The organism is Paenibacillus sp. FSL K6-1122 (genome assembly GCF_037977015.1).
GTDB lineage: Bacteria > Bacillota > Bacilli > Paenibacillales > Paenibacillaceae > Paenibacillus > Paenibacillus amylolyticus.
In genome coordinates this window covers 2,236,398-2,259,873 of sequence record NZ_CP150272.1, presented here as the reverse complement: position 1 = coordinate 2,259,873, position 23,476 = coordinate 2,236,398, and the positions used below count along the sequence as shown (strand labels likewise).

Genomic DNA, 23,476 nt, shown 5'->3' with positions numbered 1-23,476 from the left:
TTTCAGATTCTCTCTCTTACTCTACTGAAATCAGATCCGTTTTTCAATCCATGTAATTGCTTCTTCAATAACATCATCACGAGTCGGTTCATTAAATATTTCATGCATCAGATGAGCATAAATTTTGAGTGTTTTATCCGTTGAAACGATATCGCCGTAAAAGTCACGGGAATCCTTTTCGCTGACCAGTCCATCATTGGCCCCATGCAGTACAAGCACGGGATCTGTAAACTGCTTGGCGTTCTCCTTGAGCCATGTTATTCCATTTCCCAGACTGTTAAATAAATCTACAGAAATCTGTTTTTCAACCAGTGGGTCATTCGCGTAAGCGGATACAACTGCGGGATCACTACATACGCCACTGCCCAGCTCATTAGGGAAATACGTGCCTGTAGGAAGATCCATCGGCAGTTCTCCGGCAACTTTTGTATTGTAACGAGTGAGCGCTCCGGATAGTACGATGCCCTTGACCTTGCCTGGATATTTCGTTCCAAAGGACGAGGTTGCAAAACCGCCCATACTATGTCCGATGACAAACAGCGGAAGATCGCCGCTCTCTTGCAATGCCGCCTCGACAATGACATGAACATCTTCAATAAGATGATCAAACTCTTTATAAAACGTACGCTGTCCCTCGGATCTGGCATGACCACGATGGTCAAACCGATATACGCTAAACCCACGCTGATTCAGCTTCTCTGTCAAATAATCGTAGCGCCCTGCATGTTCAGCTAGTCCGTGAACAATGACTACAGCTGCCTTCGCATCACTAACTAAATTTTTACTAGAATATAGCCGAGTACCGTCAAAAGATTCGATTGTTTTTTCAATTATACTCATAATATTTCCCATCCCTCTCGCTACGCTCAAGCACCAAACAATTAAATTATTTTAGTACAGGGCGTTATTCGTGTAGTTAAGAATGAAGTCCTTATAATTATATTTGATAAGAACAATATAGTTTCTTATAGAAACAATATTATCACCGTCGACATCCCTTGTCTATATTAAATTAAAGCGTTTACACAAAGACTGTGTCATACCTTTGGCATCATCCCTGATCTGCTGTATCGAGTCAATTTACAGCTTCATGCACGCACGCGGACTAAGCTACGCATTCGCTACTTGAACAATCCATAACGAAAAAAACACCATAATATATTTCGTAATGACGTCTTTTTCGTTATGGTACCTAGGGGATCGAACCCCTGACCTTATCGCTGTCAGCGGATCGATACTCTTCTGATCGTTAACAGAAATGCGGAGAAAAGCCATCTGTGTCATCAGGCAATAATTTTATGCTCTACCACCCTGTAAACAACGGCTTCGGACCCACATGCGTAGGAAAGAGCGGCAATACTTCCTCTGCCAACTCCTGAATCACCTCAGCAGGAGGCCGACTCGAAAAATGAATACCTAGTGCAGCATGATTAACTCCCACCGCTCGCCATTCCTCCAAAAGCTGAATCAAACCTGCCCGACCTGTACGTAATATGTATCCGCCACGAAGCGGTGTTCGCGGATAATTGACATCTTCCACAAGATCAATCCATTCGTTGGTCATATGCGGTTTGAACATGCCATTAGGTATTTTTTCACGCCAGGCACTAATCTTATGGCCAAGCATCTGAGGACCGGATTCGTTTGCCGTTGCTTCGGGATATGTGAGCCAGCCGTCACTGTTCTCCGCAATCCAATCTAAAGACTGCCTGCTTGAACCCGTCACAACGAGCGGAATGCCACCGGCTGCGGGCTTCGGGAGCAATTCAAGCTCTTTCAATTGACCAAGAGAAGATTGAATTGCGCCAGTTCTATCCTGTATAAGCTCACGAAAAAACTCCACCGTCTCCCGGAATCGCACATCACGATGCTCCCCATCTATCCCATATGCCGGAAACTCAGCAGGTCGGTCGCCAGAAGCAATCCCTAACACAAGTCGTCCGCCCGAGAGTACATCAATGGATGCAGCTGCCTTGGCTAAATCAATCGGATGGCGAAGCGTGAAGATCGCGCTTCCTGTTACTAGGGAGACGTTTTTGGTTCTTGCAGCAAGATAGGCTAGATAGACAAATGGGTCAAATACTTGTCCAGCATCTCCAAAGCCGGGATCAAATAAAGGGACATCTCGCACCCATACGGCTGCAAAATTGCGTTGATCAATGCTTTCCACGAGGTCAGCTTGACCTTTTAGAACATCCATGTGTCCTTTATAGAATTTAAATGGTAAAAACAGCCCTATTGTTAATTGGTCTGGGGCAAACATACGGCGGAAACCAGGGTGTTGATTGAAGTTTTCCACCGCTTTTGTTGACGGATTTTCTATTCGTTCCATAACATCTATAGGTTTGTTCATTCCTTCTCCTCCTACAACAATAGTAATCCAGTGCACTGATATCTTTTCAATTCGACCGGAACTGATATAATTGTAACCATCGATTGACCCCATAAGTAGTGACAACTCTCAACAAAATCATAGGGTCAGTTCTGGCAACGAGGAGGATTAGCATGATTGATTTGACATTATTGTTGAACAGAGAGTCTGGAGATCCGTTATACGCTCAGCTTTATCACTATATTAAGAAAGATATTTTGAACGGAAAGTTACCAGCCGATAGTCGTCTTCCCTCTATTCGTTCACTATCCAGCCACCTCCACATTAGCCGTAATACAGTCGATATGGCCTATCAACAGTTATTAGCCGAAGGTTATGTCCAGAGCAGGCCAAGGAGTGGCTTATACATAATGGATTTGAAGCTGGAAGCATTGCCCCTGTCCCATGTAGTGAGTAAAAATTGGTTGGAAAACAGTATTCAGGATAGCCCTGAGATTCGATACAATTTTCGTTATGGTGACGTAGATGCCGAGCATTTTCCATTTGCCACTTGGCGCAAGTTATCCAATCAGAGCTTGCTCCAGAACCAAATGAAGTTGTTCTCTTATGGCGATCCTCTTGGAGAACCGGGACTTCGATCTGAAATTGCAAATTACCTGCACAGCTCTAGGGGAGTAAATTGTTCACCTGATCAAATTATAATTGGAGCTGGTGTTCAATACCTGCTCGGTGTGTTATCTGGATTAATAGATAACGTTAGTCATGGTATCGCGATGGAAGACCCGGGATATGACGGTGTTCGGACGGTTTTTCAACATAAAGGTCTAAACATTCACCCGATTCCGCTGGAAGCAGATGGTCTTCATATCCATAAGTTATACAAAAGCAATTCCCGCATCGTCTACATTACACCGTCACATCAGTTCCCCTATGGAATGGTCATGCCGCTGGCCAAGAGAATGCAATTACTGAAATGGGCAACAGATCAGAATGGGATCATTATTGAGGACGATTATGATAGTGAGTTCAGATATGTCGGCAAACCGATACCTTCCCTGCAAAGCCTGGATACTCAACAGCGAACCGTTTACCTGGGGACATTTTCAAAGTGCCTTCTTCCTTCATTACGTATTGCGTATATGGTTCTACCACATGCCCTGGTAGAGCTACACCGTAAACAAGACTACCGATTATATGATCAAACAGTCTCTCCTTTTCAGCAGAACACCCTAGAGCTGTTTATGAGTAATGGACATTGGGAAGCCCACATTCGCAAGATGAGGAAGGTATATCGACAGAAGCAATTCACACTTATTTCAATGATTCAGAAGATGATGGGTGCTCAAGTTACCATCGTTGGTGAGGATGCAGGACTTCATATTTTGATGCGTGTACATAACGGAATGGATGAACACAAGCTGATTGCTACTGCTGAGAAGGAAGGTGTTCAGGTCTACCCGGTATCCCCCTTTTGGGCGCAACCAGCTCAAGCGGAGCAATCCATGGTTCAGATTGGTTTTGGTGGATTGAGTATTGAGGATATTACAGAAGGTGTATATGCCCTTCACCGGGCTTGGTTTGGGGTCTGAGAACATTCGTGTGGCCACCACCACAAAACCAAACCATTTCCACATCGAAAAAACCCGCTTAACACTCGAAAATCCTTGTGTTAAGCGGGTTTTTACATATGGAATCTAGAGTGATCTATATTTCTTATTTTACATTCTAATCATTCATCTCATCAACAGCAGTCTTACCAGCGATTCGCCCAAAAGTAAAGATATCCGTCAAGGCATTACCGCCTAAACGGTTGCCTGCATGTATACCTCCTGCAACTTCTCCAGCGGCATACAGATGTGCAATCGGCTGACCGTTTTCATCCAATACGCGGGTTTGGGTGTCGATCTTAATTCCGCCCATGGTATGGTGAACTGCCGGTTTTCTAGGTGTGGCATAGAATGGAGACTTCTCGACTTTTAAGCTAAACGTATCCTTATGGAACTCCGGATCAAAGCCCGCATCCACATATGAGTTATACTTATCAATCGTATTTCTAAGAACTTCAGGTTCCATTTTGATTTTCACTGCCAGTTCTTCTATGGTATCGGCTCTGAACAAGGTACCTTCTTCGACTTGACGGTCTATCTTTTCCTGGCTTGTGTTCGCTGCCGTTTTCTTGATCTCGTCATCCGCAATCAGGTAAAATAAACTTCCCTGCTCGATAGCAGCTTTGGTTAAGACATCTCGTCCAGAGAATTCATTAACAAATCGTTCTCCCTTTTTATTAACAATGACAAAGTTTTCAGGAGGTACTTGCAATCCACTGAACAGCTCGCCCGTATCCGGATCGGCTACCGGCATCATTTGAGTGAAGCCCATGCCTGTCAGCGCTGCTCCTGCACTCTTACCAAGCGATATTCCATCACCAGTCATCGCATAGGAATTTGTTGTTTTGATATCATCGTCAATATGGCTCCAGTATGTGTTATATTCCTTGAGCATCTGTGTATTTGCACCAAAACCGCCGCTGGCAAGCACAACGGCTTTGGCATGAATGGTTATGTTCTGACCATTGACACCTGTTGCGATAACACCTGTTATTTTTCCATCTTCGATGATCAATTGTTTGACCGGGCTATCTGTAATAATTTTTCCTGAATGCTCTTCTACATATTTGCTAAGTGCAATGATAAAGGCAGAGCCATAACTTTTGACAGGTTTATGGCCACGACGCCAAAGGGCACCCACTGGAGCAAATACGATACTCTTATCATACTCAACCCCGATATCCTCAAGCCACGTTACACTTTCCAAGGCACGGTCTGTAAGTACTTTAACCAGATCGTATTGTCCATAGATCATGCTCCCATTCAGGTCTGTACGTTTGCCCCCAAAATACGTTTGCATTCTGTGAAGAAGTGGGGAGTCGAATAAATAAGCCTTTTCTGTGCCGAACTTATCCTGATACGCAGTAAACTCTTCTTTGAGTGCATGGAAATCATCTACATATTCTGGATGGATCAAGCTCTCATCGGTACTTAACAAATTCTCAATCGTCTGTCTTTCCCCTGGATTCTCAGTGAACTGTTGTTGCCATACAGGATCTGCAGCATTGACAGGACCACCTGAGCGGATCGTATTTCCCCCAACAGCAGGATATTTCTCAAGCACAATCGCACTTGCTCCTTGTTGTAAAGCTGTAGCAGCAGCACTGAGTCCTGCGCCACCTCCACCTACTACGACCACATCACAAATATATTCTTCGTCCTCTTTCATCTGGCTGCTTGCAGGTTTTGGACGTCTTTTCAGAATGTCAGGATTCACTCCGGCAAGTTTAACCGCTTTGGCTACACCATTGATGACAGCATTACTGGTTTCAGAAGCACCTGAGAGAGCATCTACATTCAGCGTCTGTCCCTCAATGATTTTATTCGGAATTCTTACAAAAACAACATCCGCGATGCCTTCGGTTTCACCCTTCGAATCGATATCGATGCTTTCAATTCTATTTTCACTAAAGGATACCTTCATCGGAAGATTGCCACTGTGACCTATAGCATTGATCTCATACACACCGGGATTATAAGTGAATTCTTCTTCTTCGTTCAGCTGATTTGAAATTTTGGCAAACCGAAGGAACCGCAGGAAACATGTTTCCAGGAAATCGATCGTTCCTTCATTGTTCAGGTTGCCTGATTCGTCAAATGCTTTATGTGCGCTACCAAGCAAAAATTCATACCCTGGCATCACGTTAGCTTCGACACCTGGTGCATCCAGGATTTGACGAAGATGCAGTTGTGCACGCGAGGAACCTTGTGTTCCCTGTGACGCACCTATGATCATCACGGGTTTGCCAGCCAGCGGATGGATTTCAAAGCTCAACCATTCCAACAGGCTTTTAAGGGATGAAGGGATGGAATGGTTATATTCTGGTGTCGCAATAATGACACCATCACTTGCGATAATTTTTTCATTAAACGATTGTATAATTACACTGTTTGTTTGGTTATCGGACTGATTAAACATCGGAACATCTGTAATATCGAGGATTTCAATGGCTGCTCTGGACTCAAAATGCTTTTGTATGAATTGAAGCAGCTTGCGATTATACGATTTCTTTGCATTTGTGCCAACGATTGCTATGATTTTCATTGTGATTAGCCCCCTACTCTTGCCAGGAAAATTTTTTCGTTTTTTTCTTCAACGTCCTTTTGGATAACAGTTCCGTAGTGATCTCCGTAAACAAAACAAACTCATTGAAGATTTCGTCAAGCTCGGCCACTTTTTGAGCGTCAATGAGATTACCACTGCTATCAAATGCACTCTGGGATTTTCCCAAAAGAAACTCGCTACTAGGCATCATTCTTGCACCAAGCTCAGGTGAGTCCAGGATTTGTCTAAGATGCGCTTGTGCCCTGGAAGAACCGAGCGCACCATGTGAAGCACCCACAATCAGAACAGGCTTGTCTTTCAAGGTTTGAGTGGTGTAACTGATCCATTCCAGCGCACTTTTCAGAACGGCAGGGATCGCATGGTCATACTCGGGAGTAGCGATAATGACACCTTTCGCTTTAGAGATTTGATCTAATAACTCTTGTACCTTCAAAGGAATATCAACTTCAGCATCCTCTAATTCATCTTTTTCAATAAAAGCAGGCAAATCCTTAATTTCAAACAAGTCAATCTGGGCTTCACTAGCAAAATGCTTTTGCATAAATTGAAGTAGCGTCCGGTTCGTTGACACATCCGAATTCGTGCCCACGATAGCTAAATAGTTCATCGTAATCCCCTCTCTGTCATTCGAGATGATGTTCGTTACTGTCAGGCTCGATTCTTTCGGCCTAACTCTAACATATCAAAGCTCAAATGATCTAATAGTTATTCATTGCAGTTTGATAACTAATTTGTTATAATCACCTCAAATTCAAAGTTTGTTACTTTTTTCACAAGGGGTGAGGAACATGTCTAAGTTAGAATCTCAAGATATCTTGTGTTACATTGACAGCCTATTAAAATACAGCAACTATAGAAGGGCCGCACAATCCCTTTACATATCTCAGCCCTACCTCACAAAGGTTGTCAAGAAAATCGAAATTGAGTTGGGCTGTGAGCTAATCACTCGCAACAAACTTCCGTACCGATTAACCGAGCAGGGGAAAATATATTATCAATACCTAACGTCACTTGAACATAGCTACGCCAAGCTTATAAGGGAAATCTCATATGTATCGGAGATCGACAACAAAGTGTTACGGATCGGCATTCTTCCGAGCCTTGGTTCTTATTTAACGCCCCTTTTTTTACCAGATTTTCTCAAGCTTCATCCTGCTTATAAAATTAATCTTGTCGAGGATTTACCTGAAAAAAATGAGAAACGTCTCCAAAATAATGAGCTGGACTTCTGGATCGGGCAAAATTCAAGCAGTATCTCCCCTAACTTGAACTCGTTTAACTGGGGCAGGCACAGTTACCAGGCCATCATTCCGCGTTGCTGCGAATTATATCAAGAGAATGTTGCAGTCATCCCGGAGGGGACAATTGAGATCAGCACCATTTTGAATCAAAAGCTTATTCTAACGTCCAAAGGTTCGGCAATCCGAAAACAGATTGATCAATTGCTCAGTGTCTATAAGGTACAGCCTAATATCGTTATGGAAAGCAATGAAATCTACACTGTACTCAAGCTTGCAAAGCATAATTTAGGTCTGACTTTTGTGCCTGAAAGCATCCATATCAAGGAGTGCCCTTCGGAATATAACATCTATCCAATCCCTCTAGAGAAGATGAGTCTGGATTATTTTATAGCCCATCATGGAGCAAAAAAGCTGAATAGCGTGGATCATGACCTCATCCATACTTTTCTCAATCACGGACAACAATGTGCAATATAGGAGGCTATCATGAAACCTTTTACGAGAACGATACCGCTTATGGGAACTAACATATCCCTCTATATCAAGGGGACAGATGCTGAAGAGCTTGCCGAGGAAGCCGTGAATATGCTTGTCCATTATGAACAAGTGTTTAGTGCCAACAGTGAGCAATCGCAGCTTGCCATGCTAAAAAAAGAAGCCGCATCACATCCGCTTAGAGTAGACAAGGAACTGTATGATCTTATTAAGATAGGCAAAGAACACAGCCTGAATAAAGATTCATTTTTAAATATTGCGATAGGGCCTTTGATCAAATTGTGGAGAATTGGTTTCCGCGAGGCACATGTGCCGGAGGATACAGAGATTAAAGCAGTGCTGGAACTCTTGAATCCGGAGCATATACAGCTTGACGATGAGCAGCAAACGGTTCATTTATTCAAAAAAGGCATGGAAATCGACCTTGGCGCGATTGCTAAAGGTTATTTTGCCGATCAAGTTATGTCATTTTTCAAGAAAAACGGAGTTACATCAGCTATGGTCGATATGGGCGGCAATGTTCTGGTTCATGGCGATTCTCCCACCGGGTCCAGTCACTGGAAAGTTGGAATCCAAAATCCCTTTTTACCTAGAGGAAATGCAGCAGCACTCGTTAGTATACGGGAGCAATCCGTCGTTACATCAGGAATATACGAGAGAGTTTTAGAGAAGAAAGGGGGTCAGTACCATCATATATTTAACAGCGGAACAGGCTATCCAATCGAAAGTAATATCGCTTCTTTAACGATTATTGCGGATAGATCGCTCGACTGCGATATATATACTACAGAATTATTTGGGTTAGATGCGGTCTCCATTATTCATAAAGTTAATAATATGAAGGATATCGAGGCTGCCGTAATCACGACGGATGGAAATCTGGCCTATACCGATAATCTTAGGGGAAAAATCCATCCGATATCAGGGTAAAGTTATGAGATTGTTGATTGGCTACATTTCCGAAAAAGATGGTAGAGGCAACAAGCTAATTTTTCCTTTTTACACAGGTCACTCAGATGACAGAATAACTTTCCTATCGCTGTTATACCCAGATTTTTTTGATTCCCTAGGAGCATCCAAAACCTTTAAAGCTAAAAAAAACGCCATTGAAGGCGGTCTAAAAATGCTCATTCTCTGCAGCTGTTTACAAACCGTATGTATATCAGAGCGTTTCCATCAATTTCTGAATTTTAGATTCAGAAATTAAATATACAGGGCCTAAGATATCCATTTTACCATCCTTTACACGAATAGCACTCTCCTGCTCTGCCGCATAAACATTCATCTGTTCAGATAGTGGAAACAGGTATCCTTTAACAAACGTGCTGTAGTCGCGTCTAGCATGAGATTCATAGGCAAAATGATTAAAGCTCAGACCCTCATAAAACGTAGTTGTTTCATCCTTAGGATTAGTATCAGCCGAAGATATCCATTTTGCAGCCATATTTAATGCACCGGCACTTGCACCGAGGATAACGGCGTTACTGTTCTTAATAATATCGGATAGTTCATATTCCGCCAAAAACTCGTGCTGCTGAACAGGATATCCTCCACACATAAAAATGACAGAAGCGTTCCGAATCAACTGATGAGCCTCTTCTTTCTGCATACGATAATCAATGAAGTGATATTCATCAAAACTAAGGTTAGCCTGCGTTAACCAAGTCCATTCCGTAATATCCTCAAAGTTCACTTGCTCTCCTTCATAATCAGACGGCTTAGCGCTTATCATCACAAGCGATTTTCTATCTGTGATATCCTCATGTAACCGCCCGACCAGCTTTTCTGGAAAAAAATCATTAAACCAACTGAAATAATAGTGAGTACTCAAACGTTATTACCTCCATATGTATAATTGACATGCTCCTATTTTTAAAAATTAAACTTAAAAGACAACTCTCCATTATCATAACATCGAATTGAAAGATGAGAGTAGTTCTATTTCCGAAAAGCAGTATGTCTGTTGCCCTATTCAGAACTGATCATCTTATAGGATAATATAGAGTATATATCAACTTTATATAAGGGATGGGATGACAATGAGTACGCTTCAACCGATTATCCATGTCTTGAAACATTCGTCCGATGAAGACGTCATAGAACAGTTTTTCGAGTACGAGTCGTTAATCTGGATTGATTGGAGAGAAGACGAGGGAGATATCATCCATTACTTTAACGGCCAACTGCCGGAATCTCACCAAATCCAGTGTAAAATTATCCAAATCGACAAACCAAGGGGCGTCGATATCGTGTTAAGTTCGGACGAGCGTACGCTGACGATTCCGTTCGCCGATGATTGGACTGATCGGGACAGTGCCGTTCGGGCTATGGAGGAGATGATCGCTCCCCAATATCAGATTCGATGGTTTATGGAATCCCTGGGCAGTGACACGTTGGCATTTCTATTATTGTCAACGGAGCAGTGGACGGAGTTAGAGAAGCAATTCGGCAAAGAAAAGCTGGAATTCCACTTCCAGCCGATAACGAGCAAGAGCATGATGTTTTCCCTCGACGTGGATGACGTATTCAAATTAATTGAGACAAGGCATAAAGCGCGTACCTCTGAATAGAGAACAAAAACTCTTCCTTGTACACTGAGTTCCCCAGTATTCCAAATAAAAACGCCATCACGTAATGTGATGGCGTTTCTCTATACTTAATGTGTCTACATCAAGCCCAACAAATTAAAGATCATCACTGCTGCTTCTGCACGGCTGGCATTCTTCCTCGGTGCAAACTCATCGTTACCTACACCGTTTATGATGCCTGCTCCCTGGATTGTCTCTACCGCTTGCTTCGCATAACTTGCGATGTGTGCTTCATCCTTGAAGGCTGTAGCTTCACCACTTGTTAACGCTAGTTGCTTAATTTGGACAGCCTTGTATACCATAACCGCCATATCTTCTCGCGTAATGTTCTCATGAACTCCGAATCGTCCATCTGGTTTCCCATTCACAATCCCCAGCTTCTGCGCGGTTGCGATATTTCCATGGTACCATTCTCCTTGCTTCACATCACTAAAACTTGTCGTTGCCCTCTCATCCGATAGCTCAAACAACTTCATCAGCATGGTGATGAATTCTGCTCTTGTCACTTGACCATTCGGATTAAACTCGCCGTTGCCTACACCCTTCACAATGCCTCTTGCTCCCAATGCTGAGATCGCATCCTTCGCCCAATCTTGGGTCACATCCTTAAAGCTCGTTGCAACATACGCTACCGTATACTTGCTCAGATACGTTGGCTTGAACTCTACTTTTCCTGTCGCTGCATTGTATTTACCATTCGTCACCACTCTTAGCTCTCCGTTGTCCTTCACATCGTATACAACGACGTTGTTTGGATTTTCGTTAGCCTTTAGTGTGTATGGCAATTCAATCACGAGATCATCTCTGCCATCAAACTCTGTAAGTTTCTTACCATCAATCGTTAGCTCGATATCGTATACGACCTCACCGTTCAGCTGAGCTTGTGCGCCAGCTGGCAGTTGATTAGCTGCAATTTTCTTAATCGACAATCCTAACGTTTTTCCCGCACTTGTTCCTGTTCCAAGCAGTTCGGTTGCCACTGTTACAACTGCAGAGCCTGTGTTGATCTCGATGCGATCTATCGTAGAAGATCCACTTGTTAAGCGCGCATCTACTGCGAGCTCAATCGTTAGCCCGTTCAAGCTTGCATCAGCTTCAACTTGCATGTGTAGCTTACCGCCTGTCGTTTGATCAAGCGCACGCTTCACCGTATCCGCACTTAACTTCACTTTAGAAGCACCGCTCTCATTTACGACCGGCTTAATGTGTATTTGACCGTTGTCCATGACCACTGGCTCATTTCCACCTGGAGCTGTTGGTACTGTAGGTGCAGGAATGTTAACGTCACCGCCACCATTTCCATTACCACTGCTTGGTGCTTGTGGTGTTCCATCAACCAATGGTGTTACCGTTACCGTAGCGCTGGATGATAAACCACCATCCACTGTAGTTACTGTAATCCTTGCGGTTCCTGGTGCCACCGCTGTTACTTGACCTGTCGCACTTACAGTCGCTACAGCTGTATCGCTAGAGCTCCATGTTACTGCTTTTTTCGTTGCATTAGCTGGTGCTACCGTAGCTGTCAGTTGCCCTGATTGACCTTCTACGATTGACAACGTCGTTTTGTCCAAGCTAATTCCGCTAACGGGTACGTTCTTCCCATTGAGTGCATCATACTCACGTTGTGTAATTGGAATTACCGTTCCGTGACGCGGACTCGCTGGTAAGTTGTAGTTAGAAGATAATGTCCAGACACCTGATGCAAGATTAGTTGTCTCGAATGGAACATAACCTCTTCCACCAAACTCATCTACGAATAAATACCATTTTTCATCGGTATTCGATTTGAAGATCGTTGGACCCTCGACCCATTTGATGTTACCAACGCCTTGATTAATCATCTTGAAGGTTGGATCTAAGATCGAGTCACCGACCTCTTGGAAGATCATCTTACCAAATGGAGCAGAAGCTCCGTTGTTTTGCTCATCTTTCGTAAAGCGATACACTTTTCCTTCATGCTCAATCATCGTTGTGTCAATGATTGAATATCCATAATCCAGATATACTTGCGGTTCAGTAAACGTATAGAAATCTCTTGTCTTGCTATACATCATTTTTTGATAAGCATCGCCTGTATGGGATGCATCATCAAACATTCTTGATGCCCAAAATACGATATATTCACCTGTTGTGTTGTCGTACATAATTTCTGGTGCCCATGTATTACCCGCTTCTTCCGGTGCAACCTCTACCATGCGTTGATCTGTCCAATTGACTAGATCATTCGATTCCCAAACCATAATGGAACGACTGCCCCATGTGTGTGCTCTGCCCCAGTTACCATTGCCGTTAATTTTCAGATCGGTAGCGATCATGTAGAACTTATCACCTTCAGGCGAACGAATAATGAACGGATCACGTACACCCTTCTCCCCTAAGGTAGAGGTCAATGCAGGTTTACCATTATTCAATTCTCGCCAGTTCAACGGATCATTACCGTTACTTAGTGCAAAGTAAACTTGCTCCCCTGTTGCGGTACCTTCTCCAGTGAAATATGTGAAAAAGTATCCCGCATATTTTTCATCAGCAGGCAATTCCTTCACCTTCGCAATGAATTCCTTCGTAGTGGATGCTGAATTTAATGTAATCGTAGCTGTAAGCTTCACGTCTACATTTCCACTACCGTGTGCCGGACGTTTTACTTCTCCAGTAACTGAAACGACGTTTGGTTGTACAGAAGCCCAAGTAATCGTTGCTCCATATAGTCCAGATGTTGGTAATGCCATATGACCTCTTACATCATTAATGTTATGAACGACTAGTGCTGCTTTTGCTTCATCTACAGAAGTGACATCGTTTGGCAATGCCTTAACCGTCAACTGAAAAGTTTTGTTAACTGTCTCTGTACCATCTGTAAATACTGCTGTTAACGTTACAACTTGATCACCTGTTGCGTTAGCTGGTCTGGTTACGGCACCTGTAGTTGAGATGACATTCCCCTTATCTGAAGTCCAGCTTATTGTCGTGCCATAAGCACCTGATGTTGGCAATGTTACATTGCTTATAATCGTATCTTTTGATGCATTAGCAGCAAGAAGATCATGAATCGTTAATTTCTCCGTCGCAGCCGATACAAGCATGCCCTCCATCAAAGCAATCTTCTGATCTGCATGAGCCTTAAGTGATGTAATATCTGCCGCAGTCATAGCACCATCATAGATTTGGAAGTCTGCAATCATACCGCCGAAGTATGGATCAGCTGTATAAAATGACTTACCGATGGTTCCACTACTGCCTGAAGTATTTTTTATTTGTTCTAGTGTCATTCCATTCGTTGAGCCTGATGCAACAGCAACACCATCAATATAAAGCGTTAGTGTACCATCCGTGCCTGAAACAACCGTCGTAACTACTTTCCATTCATTATTCTTTAAGCCCGTGGTAGAAGTTGAAGACTCATTATTCCAAGCATTCGTCGCCATACCTAAGCGAGCTAGACCGTTAGCGTTATAACGTGGTGTGAAGTACGTATAGTGTGTATTATTGTTTGGTCTTCCTAATGCATATAACCACTCCGCAGCGTTTTTACCGCTCCAGTTCACAATGGATGAAACGGTCATATCCGTTAATCCATCGAGAACTCCTTGCGGCAGTTCTACATAAGAGTTCGTTGTGCCACCAGTAAAGCTTAGTACACCAGCATCTTGTGTACGAATCCATTCTGCTTTAGACGGATTCATCCATTTTCCGTTGAAGTTTCCTGTTTGGTCAATAACCGTCGCACCATCGATATCATTCATATCGTAGTGAAGAATGAGCTCTGCCCCGGATGGCTGCTCTACTGGAGGAGTAACGTCTTCATCAGCTAATGTTGCAATCTCTTCAACGGATAATGCACGATTATAAATACGGAAATCATCCAATTTACCATCAAATAAACTATGAGAACTGTTTCTCGATTTACCAATATAATTCATCGTTGTTTCCAGTAACATTCTCGGCTCAACGTTAAATGTCGAGCTACGTTTAACCTCTTGACCATTCACATACAATACTGCATCAAATTCATCCATTGTAATTGCAACATGCTGCCAAGTCTTTGTTGGTAATAACCCGGAATTTCTCACCGCATATTTATATTCTGATCCCAGTCGCGTGCTGTCATTGCTAAATTTCTCTGTAAAAGGTGTTACGACAGCAAACTCTAGACTACCTGTATCACCTTGTGTGCTCAAGTACATGGTGTTGCGGTTAACCTGTCTGCCTGTTTCGGAAGCAAAATCAAATATTCTTTGATTTGCTTGATTTCTGTCCATTTGAACCCAGGTAGAGAACGTAGCCTTCTCCAGATTCAAGGATTGAATCAAGTTATCTGGCAGCTTCACATATCCTGTTGATCCATTAAGCTCTAGTGCACCACCCGTTTTACCAATACGATCCTCTTCATTAATCGTTGCTCCACCTACGAGTGTTGCGTGATGACCATTACCAGAAATGTCATTCAACGTTGTACCATTCACTGTATTTGCATCGAATGAGTAATGTACAACCGGGTCTGTTGATGGTGCTGGACCTTTCCATGCATACTTCTCTTGCAAAGCATCATACTCTGCACGTGAGATTGGAATTACCGTCCCGTGTCGTGGTCCTGGCGGCAGTGCATATTTATCACTACTTAATACATTGTTCATATACTGCGTGCTACTATCCAGATCTGTTGTATATCGAACATGATATGGCCATGAATCAAGGAACAGATACCATTTGTCTTTATTATTATCCTTAAAAATCGTTTGCCCTTCGTTGTTTCCATTATTTCCGATCAAGCCAAGTTTATTATCACGTGTACCCGGAACAGCGTCGTATTGAAGGCCGTTAGCTGCAATATTGTCCTTGTCATAATAAAAAGTTGGTGCTTTCTCCACATACACTTTCGTATTCACTTCTGATTTGGTGAATCGGTACAACATATCATTATGCTCAATAAACGTTGTATCAATTGTTGGAAGTGACTCATCAATCATGACCTTTGGCTCAGAGAAGTTGTAGAAGTCTCTTGTTGTTGCGTAGTACATCACATTGTACTGACCTGCAGGTCTTCCGTTATAATCACCATATGTCTCAGTGTTTTTCATCGATGATGCCCAAAATACGATATACTCTCCAGTTACCGGATCATAGATCGCTTCTGGCGCCCACGTATTTCCTCCAGTTTTAGGAGCAACCTTGATCATTCGCTGCTCACTCCAATTTACGAGATCCTCCGACTCCCAAATCATCATGTAATGACTACCCGTAATTTGAGCTTGGTCGAAATTTGTACTTTCGCCCATTTTCAAATCGGTTGCCAGCATATAGAATTTATCCCCTTCTGGAGACCGTATAACGAATGGATCACGAAGTCCTTTTTCACCCATATCAGATTGAAGGATCGACTTACCATTATTCAACCCTTTCCAGAACAATGGATCTTCAGCTGTAGCGAAGGATATCTGTTCACCACCCTCATATTCACCTGTAAAGTATGCAAAGAAGTAAGCATCATGCTGTACTGGCGCAATTGCTTGTTTAATCGTAACGTTAAACGTAAGCTCTTTAGAAGCTGCACCATTTGTAATTGTAGCTATTAGCGTAACGGGCGTATCCGTAGCTTGACGGCTTACCCAGCCTAGCTGTGTAGCGTCACCAGCCGCTTCAGCCGTTCCTTTCACAACAGCCGGTTTGCTAGATACCCATTTAATTGTGGAGCCTTGTTCACCTGTAGCAGTAAGACGTAAGTTACCTTTAATATTGTCAGCATTGTAGATCTCTATTTGTTCAGCGTCCAGATCAACCTTCTGCTGATCATCGAATTGCTTCAAGATCGTAACAGGGAATACAGCTGTAGTTGATACGCCTTGATACGTTAAAGTAGCCGTAAGCTCTGCCTGAACATTACCTGCTTCAACAGCTGGACGTTGTACAGTGCCATGGTTAGAAATGACAGTAGGATGACTGGAACTCCAAGTAATGCTCACGCCGTTTTTACCGCTTGTCGGTAATGTAACGTTTCTCGTTATCTTATCGGTGCTCTTATCGCCTTCACCTAAGTAACGACTGATGTTGAGTTGATTCGCTGCATCATCAACAGTCAGCTGACGTATTTTGGAGATGTGAGTTGCTCCTTCTTGTTGATATAACTCGCCTACTTCTTGGTCTGTCAACGCGCGATCATATACTCGAAAATCAGCTACGCTACCTTGAAGGTATGGATCGTTTGAGAAAATTGATTTACCGATAAAGCCAGAGAAAGTAGCATCCGGATTAATAATTTCTGACAGCTTTAGTCCCTTTGCATTACCCAAAGCAACCTTAGCTCCATCCACGAATAACGTTATCCTATTGCTAGCTTCGGACAAGGACACCGTTACATGCTTCCACTGCCCACCGATAAGGTTTGAGTTTGCGCTACCTGTAACTAATGCTTCGTTTGGCCAGCCATTTTTAGAGATACCTGTCGCAATCATATTACCTGATCCACTACCGTGACGTGGTGTTACGAAGAAATATTTGTTTGTTTCTGGAGTTAATACAGTACCCAAACCGAAGATCCAGCGATTCGTCCCATCATTCGTCCAGTTCACGATTGAAGATACTGTAATCTCATTCAGACCGTGTAGTAGATCTAGTCCATTTGAGTCCTTAGGAATCTCAACATGCCCACTATTAGATGTAGAGCTTCCACCATTGAAGGAAACAAAGCCAACCTCACTGTTTGAAATGAATTGTCCATTGTTTGGATTTCTAAATATTCCGTCAAATGTAACTGCCTTATTAGCAACATCCTTCAGTACGATTTGACCGTCTACTTCTTCAGTCGTTTTCATGTTGTAATGAAGAATAAGGTCATCTTTTAGCGATTTTCCTTTAACCGTAACGGCTGATGTAGCTGTAAACTCTCCATCTTCAGTCTGTACCGTAATTGTGGCTGTACCTTCACTAACAGCTGTAACTTTACCCGTTGAATTGACAATCGCTACACTGGAGTCACTAGATGTCCAAATAACTCTTTTATTCGTTGCATTTGAAGGTGAAATAGTAGCCACTAATGTCTCGCTGTCCCCCGCTGATAAAATAAATGTAGGTTCATTAAGCAAGACATTCTTAACGGCAATCTGCTCAATAGAGTCATCCTTAGGTAGTAAGGTAACAATGAACTCCTTCGTTGCCTGGCTTCCACCTAAAGAAATGGTTGCAGTTAACGTCACTTGTTGTTCCATTTCTCGTAAGAACACTTCCCCAGTTGGACTAATCGCACTCTCATCACTAGAAGTCCATGAGATCATTGCGCCATTCTTATCTTCAGTAGGCAGTTCAAGAGATTCTGTAACTGCCGATATATCACCTAACGTTAGCTCTATTTTGCATTGTTGTATTTGCTTTTCATTAAACGATTGTTCATATACTACAGCGATATCTTCATTATTTAGTGCCTCTCCGTAAATTCTTAAATCTTGAAAGCTACCCGCAAAAGTAGCATCCCCTAAATAATTGGAGCGACCGATGTAAGCATGCAAATTAGTACCAAAGCTTGCTGTTGTTTTCTCTTTGGCGGTCGTGCCTATACTTACACCGTTAATGTAACCTGTAATAGAGCGTTCTGTAATAACCGTCGTATAGTGAACCCATTGACCTTCGTACTGTGACGTAGAAGTGCCTGATACCCCTACCTCAGTCGTCCAAGGCTGGTCAATATTATTGTTATTCGTAAATACTGACTTAAAATCCCCACTTGGATTCGATGGATTAAACATCCAGTAATTCGTTGGTAAGTTATTGCCAGCTGCTGGAGTACCGTAGAATAATGCTGAGTAGTTCCCACTTCCAGTGTTGCTCTTGATCCATACAGATATCGTTGTATTTTCTTGATTATCAAACATACCAGTAGGAAGCTGAACGTAGTTCGTATTACTATCTGTTCCCCCAGGTAGAGTGAGACCATCGGTGTACGTAATGTTTCCTACGGCCGTTCCATGCTTTTCATTACCTGATATATCCTGTACATCCTCAAGCAATGGATAATGCGCCAACATCGTTGGTGTTATTGTGTCCGCTGAAGCTTGATTGCTAAATGGCAGAACAAGATTAAACCAGCTACTGAAGGTCATAAGTAAAACTAACATTAGGATTGTAATTTGCTTCCGCATAGCATTCTTCCCTTCGATTAATTTTCAGAAGCATACAACCCATATCTCTCACCTATAAAACCAGACCACCTCGCTCAAGGAAATAGAGATACTTTTTTTAAAAAAAGAATGCGCTTACATTTCTTCTCATATTACGTCTTCAACACTTCCAATTCAATGTAGTATCTTGTTAATAAGGTGGATTTTTTTATTGCAATTCACGCAAACTTCAACACTATCCCTATACTTCGAAGTAATCGTTTTCATTCTAAATATACGCTATGTTTAAATTAAAGGATTGAACGCCTGATAAACATAATATATATAGTTGGGCGCTTGTCATATGGACAACGTGTCCGAATACGATGCGGTAAGCCATGGGCGTACCGCATCGAAAAATAAGGAGGATTTTCATTTATGCCAAAACGATTTAGTAGAATGCTCGCGTTCCTCTGTTGCTTGGTAATGGTGGCGTCGCTAATGCCTACCAGCTATGCCGCCGCCACTGACAACATCGAGAACGCAGAAGCGAATGAAACACCCACCGCCATTTTTGGAACTCCCGAACTCGGGTCAAACGACCCACTCTGGGACCAGACCATGGAGCATCACATCAACAAAAGCACTGTGCCCGCCGATCCCAGACCCCATGCCACGGGCACAGCCAGAATCCTTTGGGACCATGACTACCTGTATTCCCGAGTAGTTGTGAATGACAGTAATCTATATCAGGGAGCTAGCGGAGATCACCAGTACGACAGCCTGGAGTTTTATGTCGGCACCGGAACCGGAGGCTCAAACCAATGGCGCGTTAGCGCGACGGGTGTGTTCTCAGGGCAGGCCGCTCCGGGCAGAGCTGCATGGACCCAGATCACGGAAACAGGATATATCGTGGAGATGAGAATACCCAAAAGAACCTTGACCTTGGAGGAGGGCAAGCTTACCTTTGAGGTTTATATTAATAACTCAACGGAAAAGGGCGGTGATCGTTATGAAGTCGTTTCCTCTTTTGGAGTTCCAGACGCAGCTTATACCAGCGCTGATTCATTTACAGACAGCCTGCAGCTCTCTTTAGCCAATGAAGTGGACACCAGATTCTCAATCACCGCCACTGCGGGACCGGGCGGCCGAATAACGCCGAACCCACCCGGCGATGTGCTGAGAGTAGATCGGGGCTCTAACAAAGAAATTACGTTTACCCCCGATTCCGGCAAAATGGTGGATACCGTAACGGTAGACGGCGAGACCGTGACTCTATCTGCTGGCACTTATACCTTTTCGAATATTGAGGCTGACCATACAATTCACGTAACATTCAAAAACGATCCGGACGCGGGGATACTTCCCTTTATCGTATGGAATGACAACTTCGCCAGTGGCGAGTACACAACGGCTGTCATCATCGACTTAGGCGAGGGGAAGGCAGCGTTAGGCTCCGAGCTTAATTCGGGCTTGTTTACCTTGTCAGCCAGGAACACAACCCTGAACGGCGAAGCGGTGACCTTTGAAGGAACGCGCAAGATCACAAGGGTATACGCTAATGACGAACCGAAGGTACGCGGCTATCTGGGGCCGGTAAGCAATTCACCGGATTATCAGGACGGACTGGCAAGCGGCCGTTACATCGTAGTTGAGTCTGAGTTTTATTCAGCGAGCGGCGGCAAAACAACGCTGGATGGCAGCAGTAACTCGACAAAGCAGGTTTACAACATCGTCCCAAACGGAGAGATCGTACTGACAGAGGGGAGTCCACTTCGCAACGTGGTTTTTGAACAGGAAAAAGTTGTGAATCCGATCCTTGACAAGTTTACAACATTCACGGACAATTCGGTCAATCGCTCGCTCTACCTTCACAAGGATGAAGACGGTAAAGTGATCAAAGGATTGCCGCTGTATGTTTATACCCACGGCATGTCACGCGGCGGCACAAACGCTGCGACAGACCAAAAAGCGGCCATGAAATCCGCCAACGGCTCGGTCGCTCTAATGAAAAAGATGGAACAAAATCCCGATAAGTACGCCAGCCATGTACTGAACATTTCCTATAATGGCGTATCTGTTCCCTCAACAGAGAATGTTAAGAAGGTCATAGACGCCCTGATTGCCAGCGGCGAAGTAGACCCTAATCGTGTTTACGCGGCGGGCTTCTCATGGGGCGGCCAGTATACAAACAACTTAGTTAACAGCCACCCGGGCTTCTTCGCCGCCGCCGCACCTATGGCCCCGGTAAGCGGTTCACCGAATGCTAAGGACAATGACGCTCACAACACCTTGGCCTATTGGATGTTTTTAAATACTCATAATGTTGGAGGCTACCAGACTAACCTCAATAACTTCATCAATAACAATATGCCGAAAATGATCAACGCGAGAGCTTCGCGCTTTGAGAGCAATGAGGTTCTTACGTGGCCCTACAATCAATTTGATCAGCCGAATCTGAGGCCAAATCCGGCCAACACACCTGTTCTGGCTGATTACATAGCGCACGAAGTTGAAGCGGCGGTTCTATACAACCAGATAACTATGGGGAATTGGAGCATAGCTCCCACGGCGCAGTCCTCTAACTTGCCAGCTTGGAACAATGACTACACAGACGTTTTTGATTGGATGTTCGCGCAGAGAAAACCGGTCGTGCCCGGTGCTCCGAGCGGCTTCAAAGCGACAGCCGGTGACGGACAGGTCACATTGAGCTGGACCGCCCCTGCTGACGATGGTGGCAGTGCGATCTTGGGCTACAAGGTATGGTATGGCAACGTGACGCCGATCACACTGGATGCGACGGAGACCAAATATACCTTCAAGAACCTGACAAACGGCCAAGGCTACAACTTCACCATCATCGCGATGAACGCGAAGGGCGACGGCGCGGAGATCAGTGCTACGACGACGCCGATGAAGACGACGACTCCCACTGTGCCTGATTCTGGCGGCAATACGGGAAACACCGGAAATACCGGCAACATCGGTAACATTGGTAATACGGGCAACACCGACAATACGGGCACCGGGACAGACGCTGGAACGCCGAAGTCGACCTACACAGTGAATACACCGAAGGATAACCCCGCGGTCACAGACAAAAACGGCAACACCACCCTCCCCGGCGGTGGCGAGCTTGCGACCAAAGGCGGGACCAAGATTAAGGTACCCGAAGGCACAACGATAGACTCAAACGGTAAGGTAACCATACCGGAAGACAAGAGCGCCGAAGTGACACTACCCGGCGGCAACAGCATAGTGACCATTTCGGGCGGCTCGACGATCGCGAGCGACGGTACGGTTATAGTAGGCGGCAAAGACGCGCATGTGGGCCTGCCAAACGGCAACCAGGTGCTTATCCACAGCGGATCGAAGATACGGAGCGGCGGAGCGGTTGTGGTAGGACCGAGCGGCGCAAGAATTAACTTAGACAACGATATGTCGCTGAACATCCGTGAGGGTACGGAGCTGGCGGTTGATGACGCCACCCCACTGGGCTTCCTCGTGATATCGGGCAATCCTTTCAGGGATGCCAACATGGACGACTGGTTCTACAACGATATAAATTTCGCCTACACATACGATCTTTTCAACGGCACAACGTCCACGACGTTCTCACCCGGCACCGCAATGACGCGTGCAATGTTCGTGCAGGTACTGTCCAATCTTGAGAACGTAAACCTCTCCAGCTACACGAGTTCCCGCTTTAACGACGTGACGGACGGACAGTGGTACACGGCGGCAGCCGAGTGGGCGGCCGAAAAAGGCATAGTAAACGGTACAAACGCAAACCTGTTTGACCCCAATTCACCGATGACGCGCGAGCAGATGCTGGTGATACTGTACAACTACATGAAGTACAAAGGCTATGAGCTCCCTGAAAGCCACTCTAAGCCCTTCACGGACGAGAGTGAGATCAGCTCATGGGCGTTGGAGGCCGTTCAGGCGCTACAAGGCATCGGCATTGTATTAGGCAAGTCGGACAACTTATTTGCTCCCAAAGCCACCGCCACCCGCGCCGAAGTAGCCACGATCTTTGTAAGATTCGTCGAATACCTGGCTAACTGAAAGCGTATACAGATAAATGCAGACCCTTCCGGTTGGACAATATCCAGCCGGAAGGGTCTCCTTGTTTTCAAACTGTACTTTTTTTGACAACTCCACAGTCAGGACTTTAAACCCTCTATTTTTGCATCTAGAATATTCGTCAACAGGCTCGTCACTAATTCCAAAAATTATAATTAATTAATGCATGTTCTGATTTATTTCACGCACAAAAAAACGCCATCACAATAATGTGATGGCATTCTTGATTATGGAGCCTAGGGGGATCGAACCCCCTGACCTCATCGCTGCCAGTGGAGCGATAGGGTTCTGAGCGTTTAGAGAAACGTGGGAAGTAGCCTTGTGGAACAAACTTTCTTTGAGTTTTATGTTTCTACATTCGAGTGCTCCGTTGCGCTCAGAGAAAGAAAAAGTGTGACCAAAAATGTGACCACTAAGTTAACATTACATTATCAATAAACTAGAAGCCATCAGGGACGTAGGCACCAAATATCAGAT

The 23,476-nt window shown here is 44.2% G+C and carries 11 protein-coding genes; 5 read left to right on the top strand and 6 right to left on the bottom strand.

Going from position 1 to position 23,476, the window contains the following annotated elements:
• Positions 1–30: 30 nt before the first annotated feature.
• Positions 31–840, bottom strand: coding sequence for a lysophospholipase (locus NSQ20_RS10095; protein WP_340032372.1), 810 nt, complete (start codon positions 838–840; stop codon positions 31–33).
• Positions 841–1,303: 463 nt separating this feature from the next.
• The gene (locus NSQ20_RS10090; RefSeq protein ID WP_338708305.1) at positions 1,304–2,353 is read right to left on the bottom strand and encodes an LLM class oxidoreductase; all 1,050 of its coding nucleotides are present in this window, start codon (positions 2,351–2,353) and stop codon (positions 1,304–1,306) included.
• Positions 2,354–2,505: 152 nt separating this feature from the next.
• Between NSQ20_RS10090 and NSQ20_RS10085 the strand changes: the two genes are divergently transcribed.
• The gene (locus NSQ20_RS10085; RefSeq protein ID WP_340032371.1) at positions 2,506–3,921 is read left to right on the top strand and encodes a PLP-dependent aminotransferase family protein; all 1,416 of its coding nucleotides are present in this window, start codon (positions 2,506–2,508) and stop codon (positions 3,919–3,921) included.
• Between the two features lie 136 nt (positions 3,922–4,057).
• Here NSQ20_RS10085 and NSQ20_RS10080 read toward each other — a convergent pair whose 3' ends face one another.
• Both NSQ20_RS10080 and NSQ20_RS10075 read right to left on the bottom strand, forming a co-directional pair.
• Positions 4,058–6,484, bottom strand: coding sequence for a flavocytochrome c (locus NSQ20_RS10080; RefSeq protein WP_340019909.1), 2,427 nt, complete (start codon positions 6,482–6,484; stop codon positions 4,058–4,060).
• A gap of 13 nt (positions 6,485–6,497) precedes the next feature.
• The gene (locus NSQ20_RS10075; protein WP_340019908.1) at positions 6,498–7,112 is read right to left on the bottom strand and encodes an NADPH-dependent FMN reductase; all 615 of its coding nucleotides are present in this window, start codon (positions 7,110–7,112) and stop codon (positions 6,498–6,500) included.
• Positions 7,113–7,293: 181 nt separating this feature from the next.
• Here NSQ20_RS10075 and NSQ20_RS10070 point away from each other — a divergent pair, with 181 nt between their 5' ends.
• Positions 7,294–8,223 (top strand): LysR family transcriptional regulator, encoded by a 930-nt coding sequence (locus NSQ20_RS10070; RefSeq protein ID WP_340019907.1) that lies wholly within the window; start codon positions 7,294–7,296, stop codon positions 8,221–8,223.
• Between the two features lie 9 nt (positions 8,224–8,232).
• A complete protein-coding gene (locus tag NSQ20_RS10065) occupies positions 8,233–9,171 on the top strand; it encodes an FAD:protein FMN transferase (RefSeq protein ID WP_340032370.1) in 939 nt (312 codons plus the stop codon).
• A gap of 232 nt (positions 9,172–9,403) precedes the next feature.
• On the opposite strand, the gene NSQ20_RS10060 is transcribed toward NSQ20_RS10065, so the two are convergent.
• Entirely contained in the window at positions 9,404–10,072 is a 669-nt protein-coding gene (locus NSQ20_RS10060) for a Type 1 glutamine amidotransferase-like domain-containing protein (RefSeq protein ID WP_036609801.1), read from the bottom strand.
• Between the two features lie 208 nt (positions 10,073–10,280).
• Here NSQ20_RS10060 and NSQ20_RS10055 point away from each other — a divergent pair, with 208 nt between their 5' ends.
• Positions 10,281–10,811 (top strand): hypothetical protein, encoded by a 531-nt coding sequence (locus tag NSQ20_RS10055; RefSeq protein ID WP_340019905.1) that lies wholly within the window; start codon positions 10,281–10,283, stop codon positions 10,809–10,811.
• Between the two features lie 95 nt (positions 10,812–10,906).
• On the opposite strand, the gene NSQ20_RS10050 is transcribed toward NSQ20_RS10055, so the two are convergent.
• Positions 10,907–18,955 carry an immunoglobulin-like domain-containing protein gene (locus NSQ20_RS10050; RefSeq protein WP_340032369.1) on the bottom strand — a complete coding sequence of 2,683 codons (8,049 nt, stop codon included), beginning with the start codon at positions 18,953–18,955 and terminating at the stop codon, positions 10,907–10,909.
• A 459-nt stretch (positions 18,956–19,414) separates the two neighbouring features.
• Here NSQ20_RS10050 and NSQ20_RS10045 point away from each other — a divergent pair, with 459 nt between their 5' ends.
• Positions 19,415–22,981 carry an S-layer homology domain-containing protein gene (locus NSQ20_RS10045; protein WP_340032368.1) on the top strand — a complete coding sequence of 1,189 codons (3,567 nt, stop codon included), beginning with the start codon at positions 19,415–19,417 and terminating at the stop codon, positions 22,979–22,981.
• Positions 22,982–23,476 lie beyond the last annotated feature (495 nt).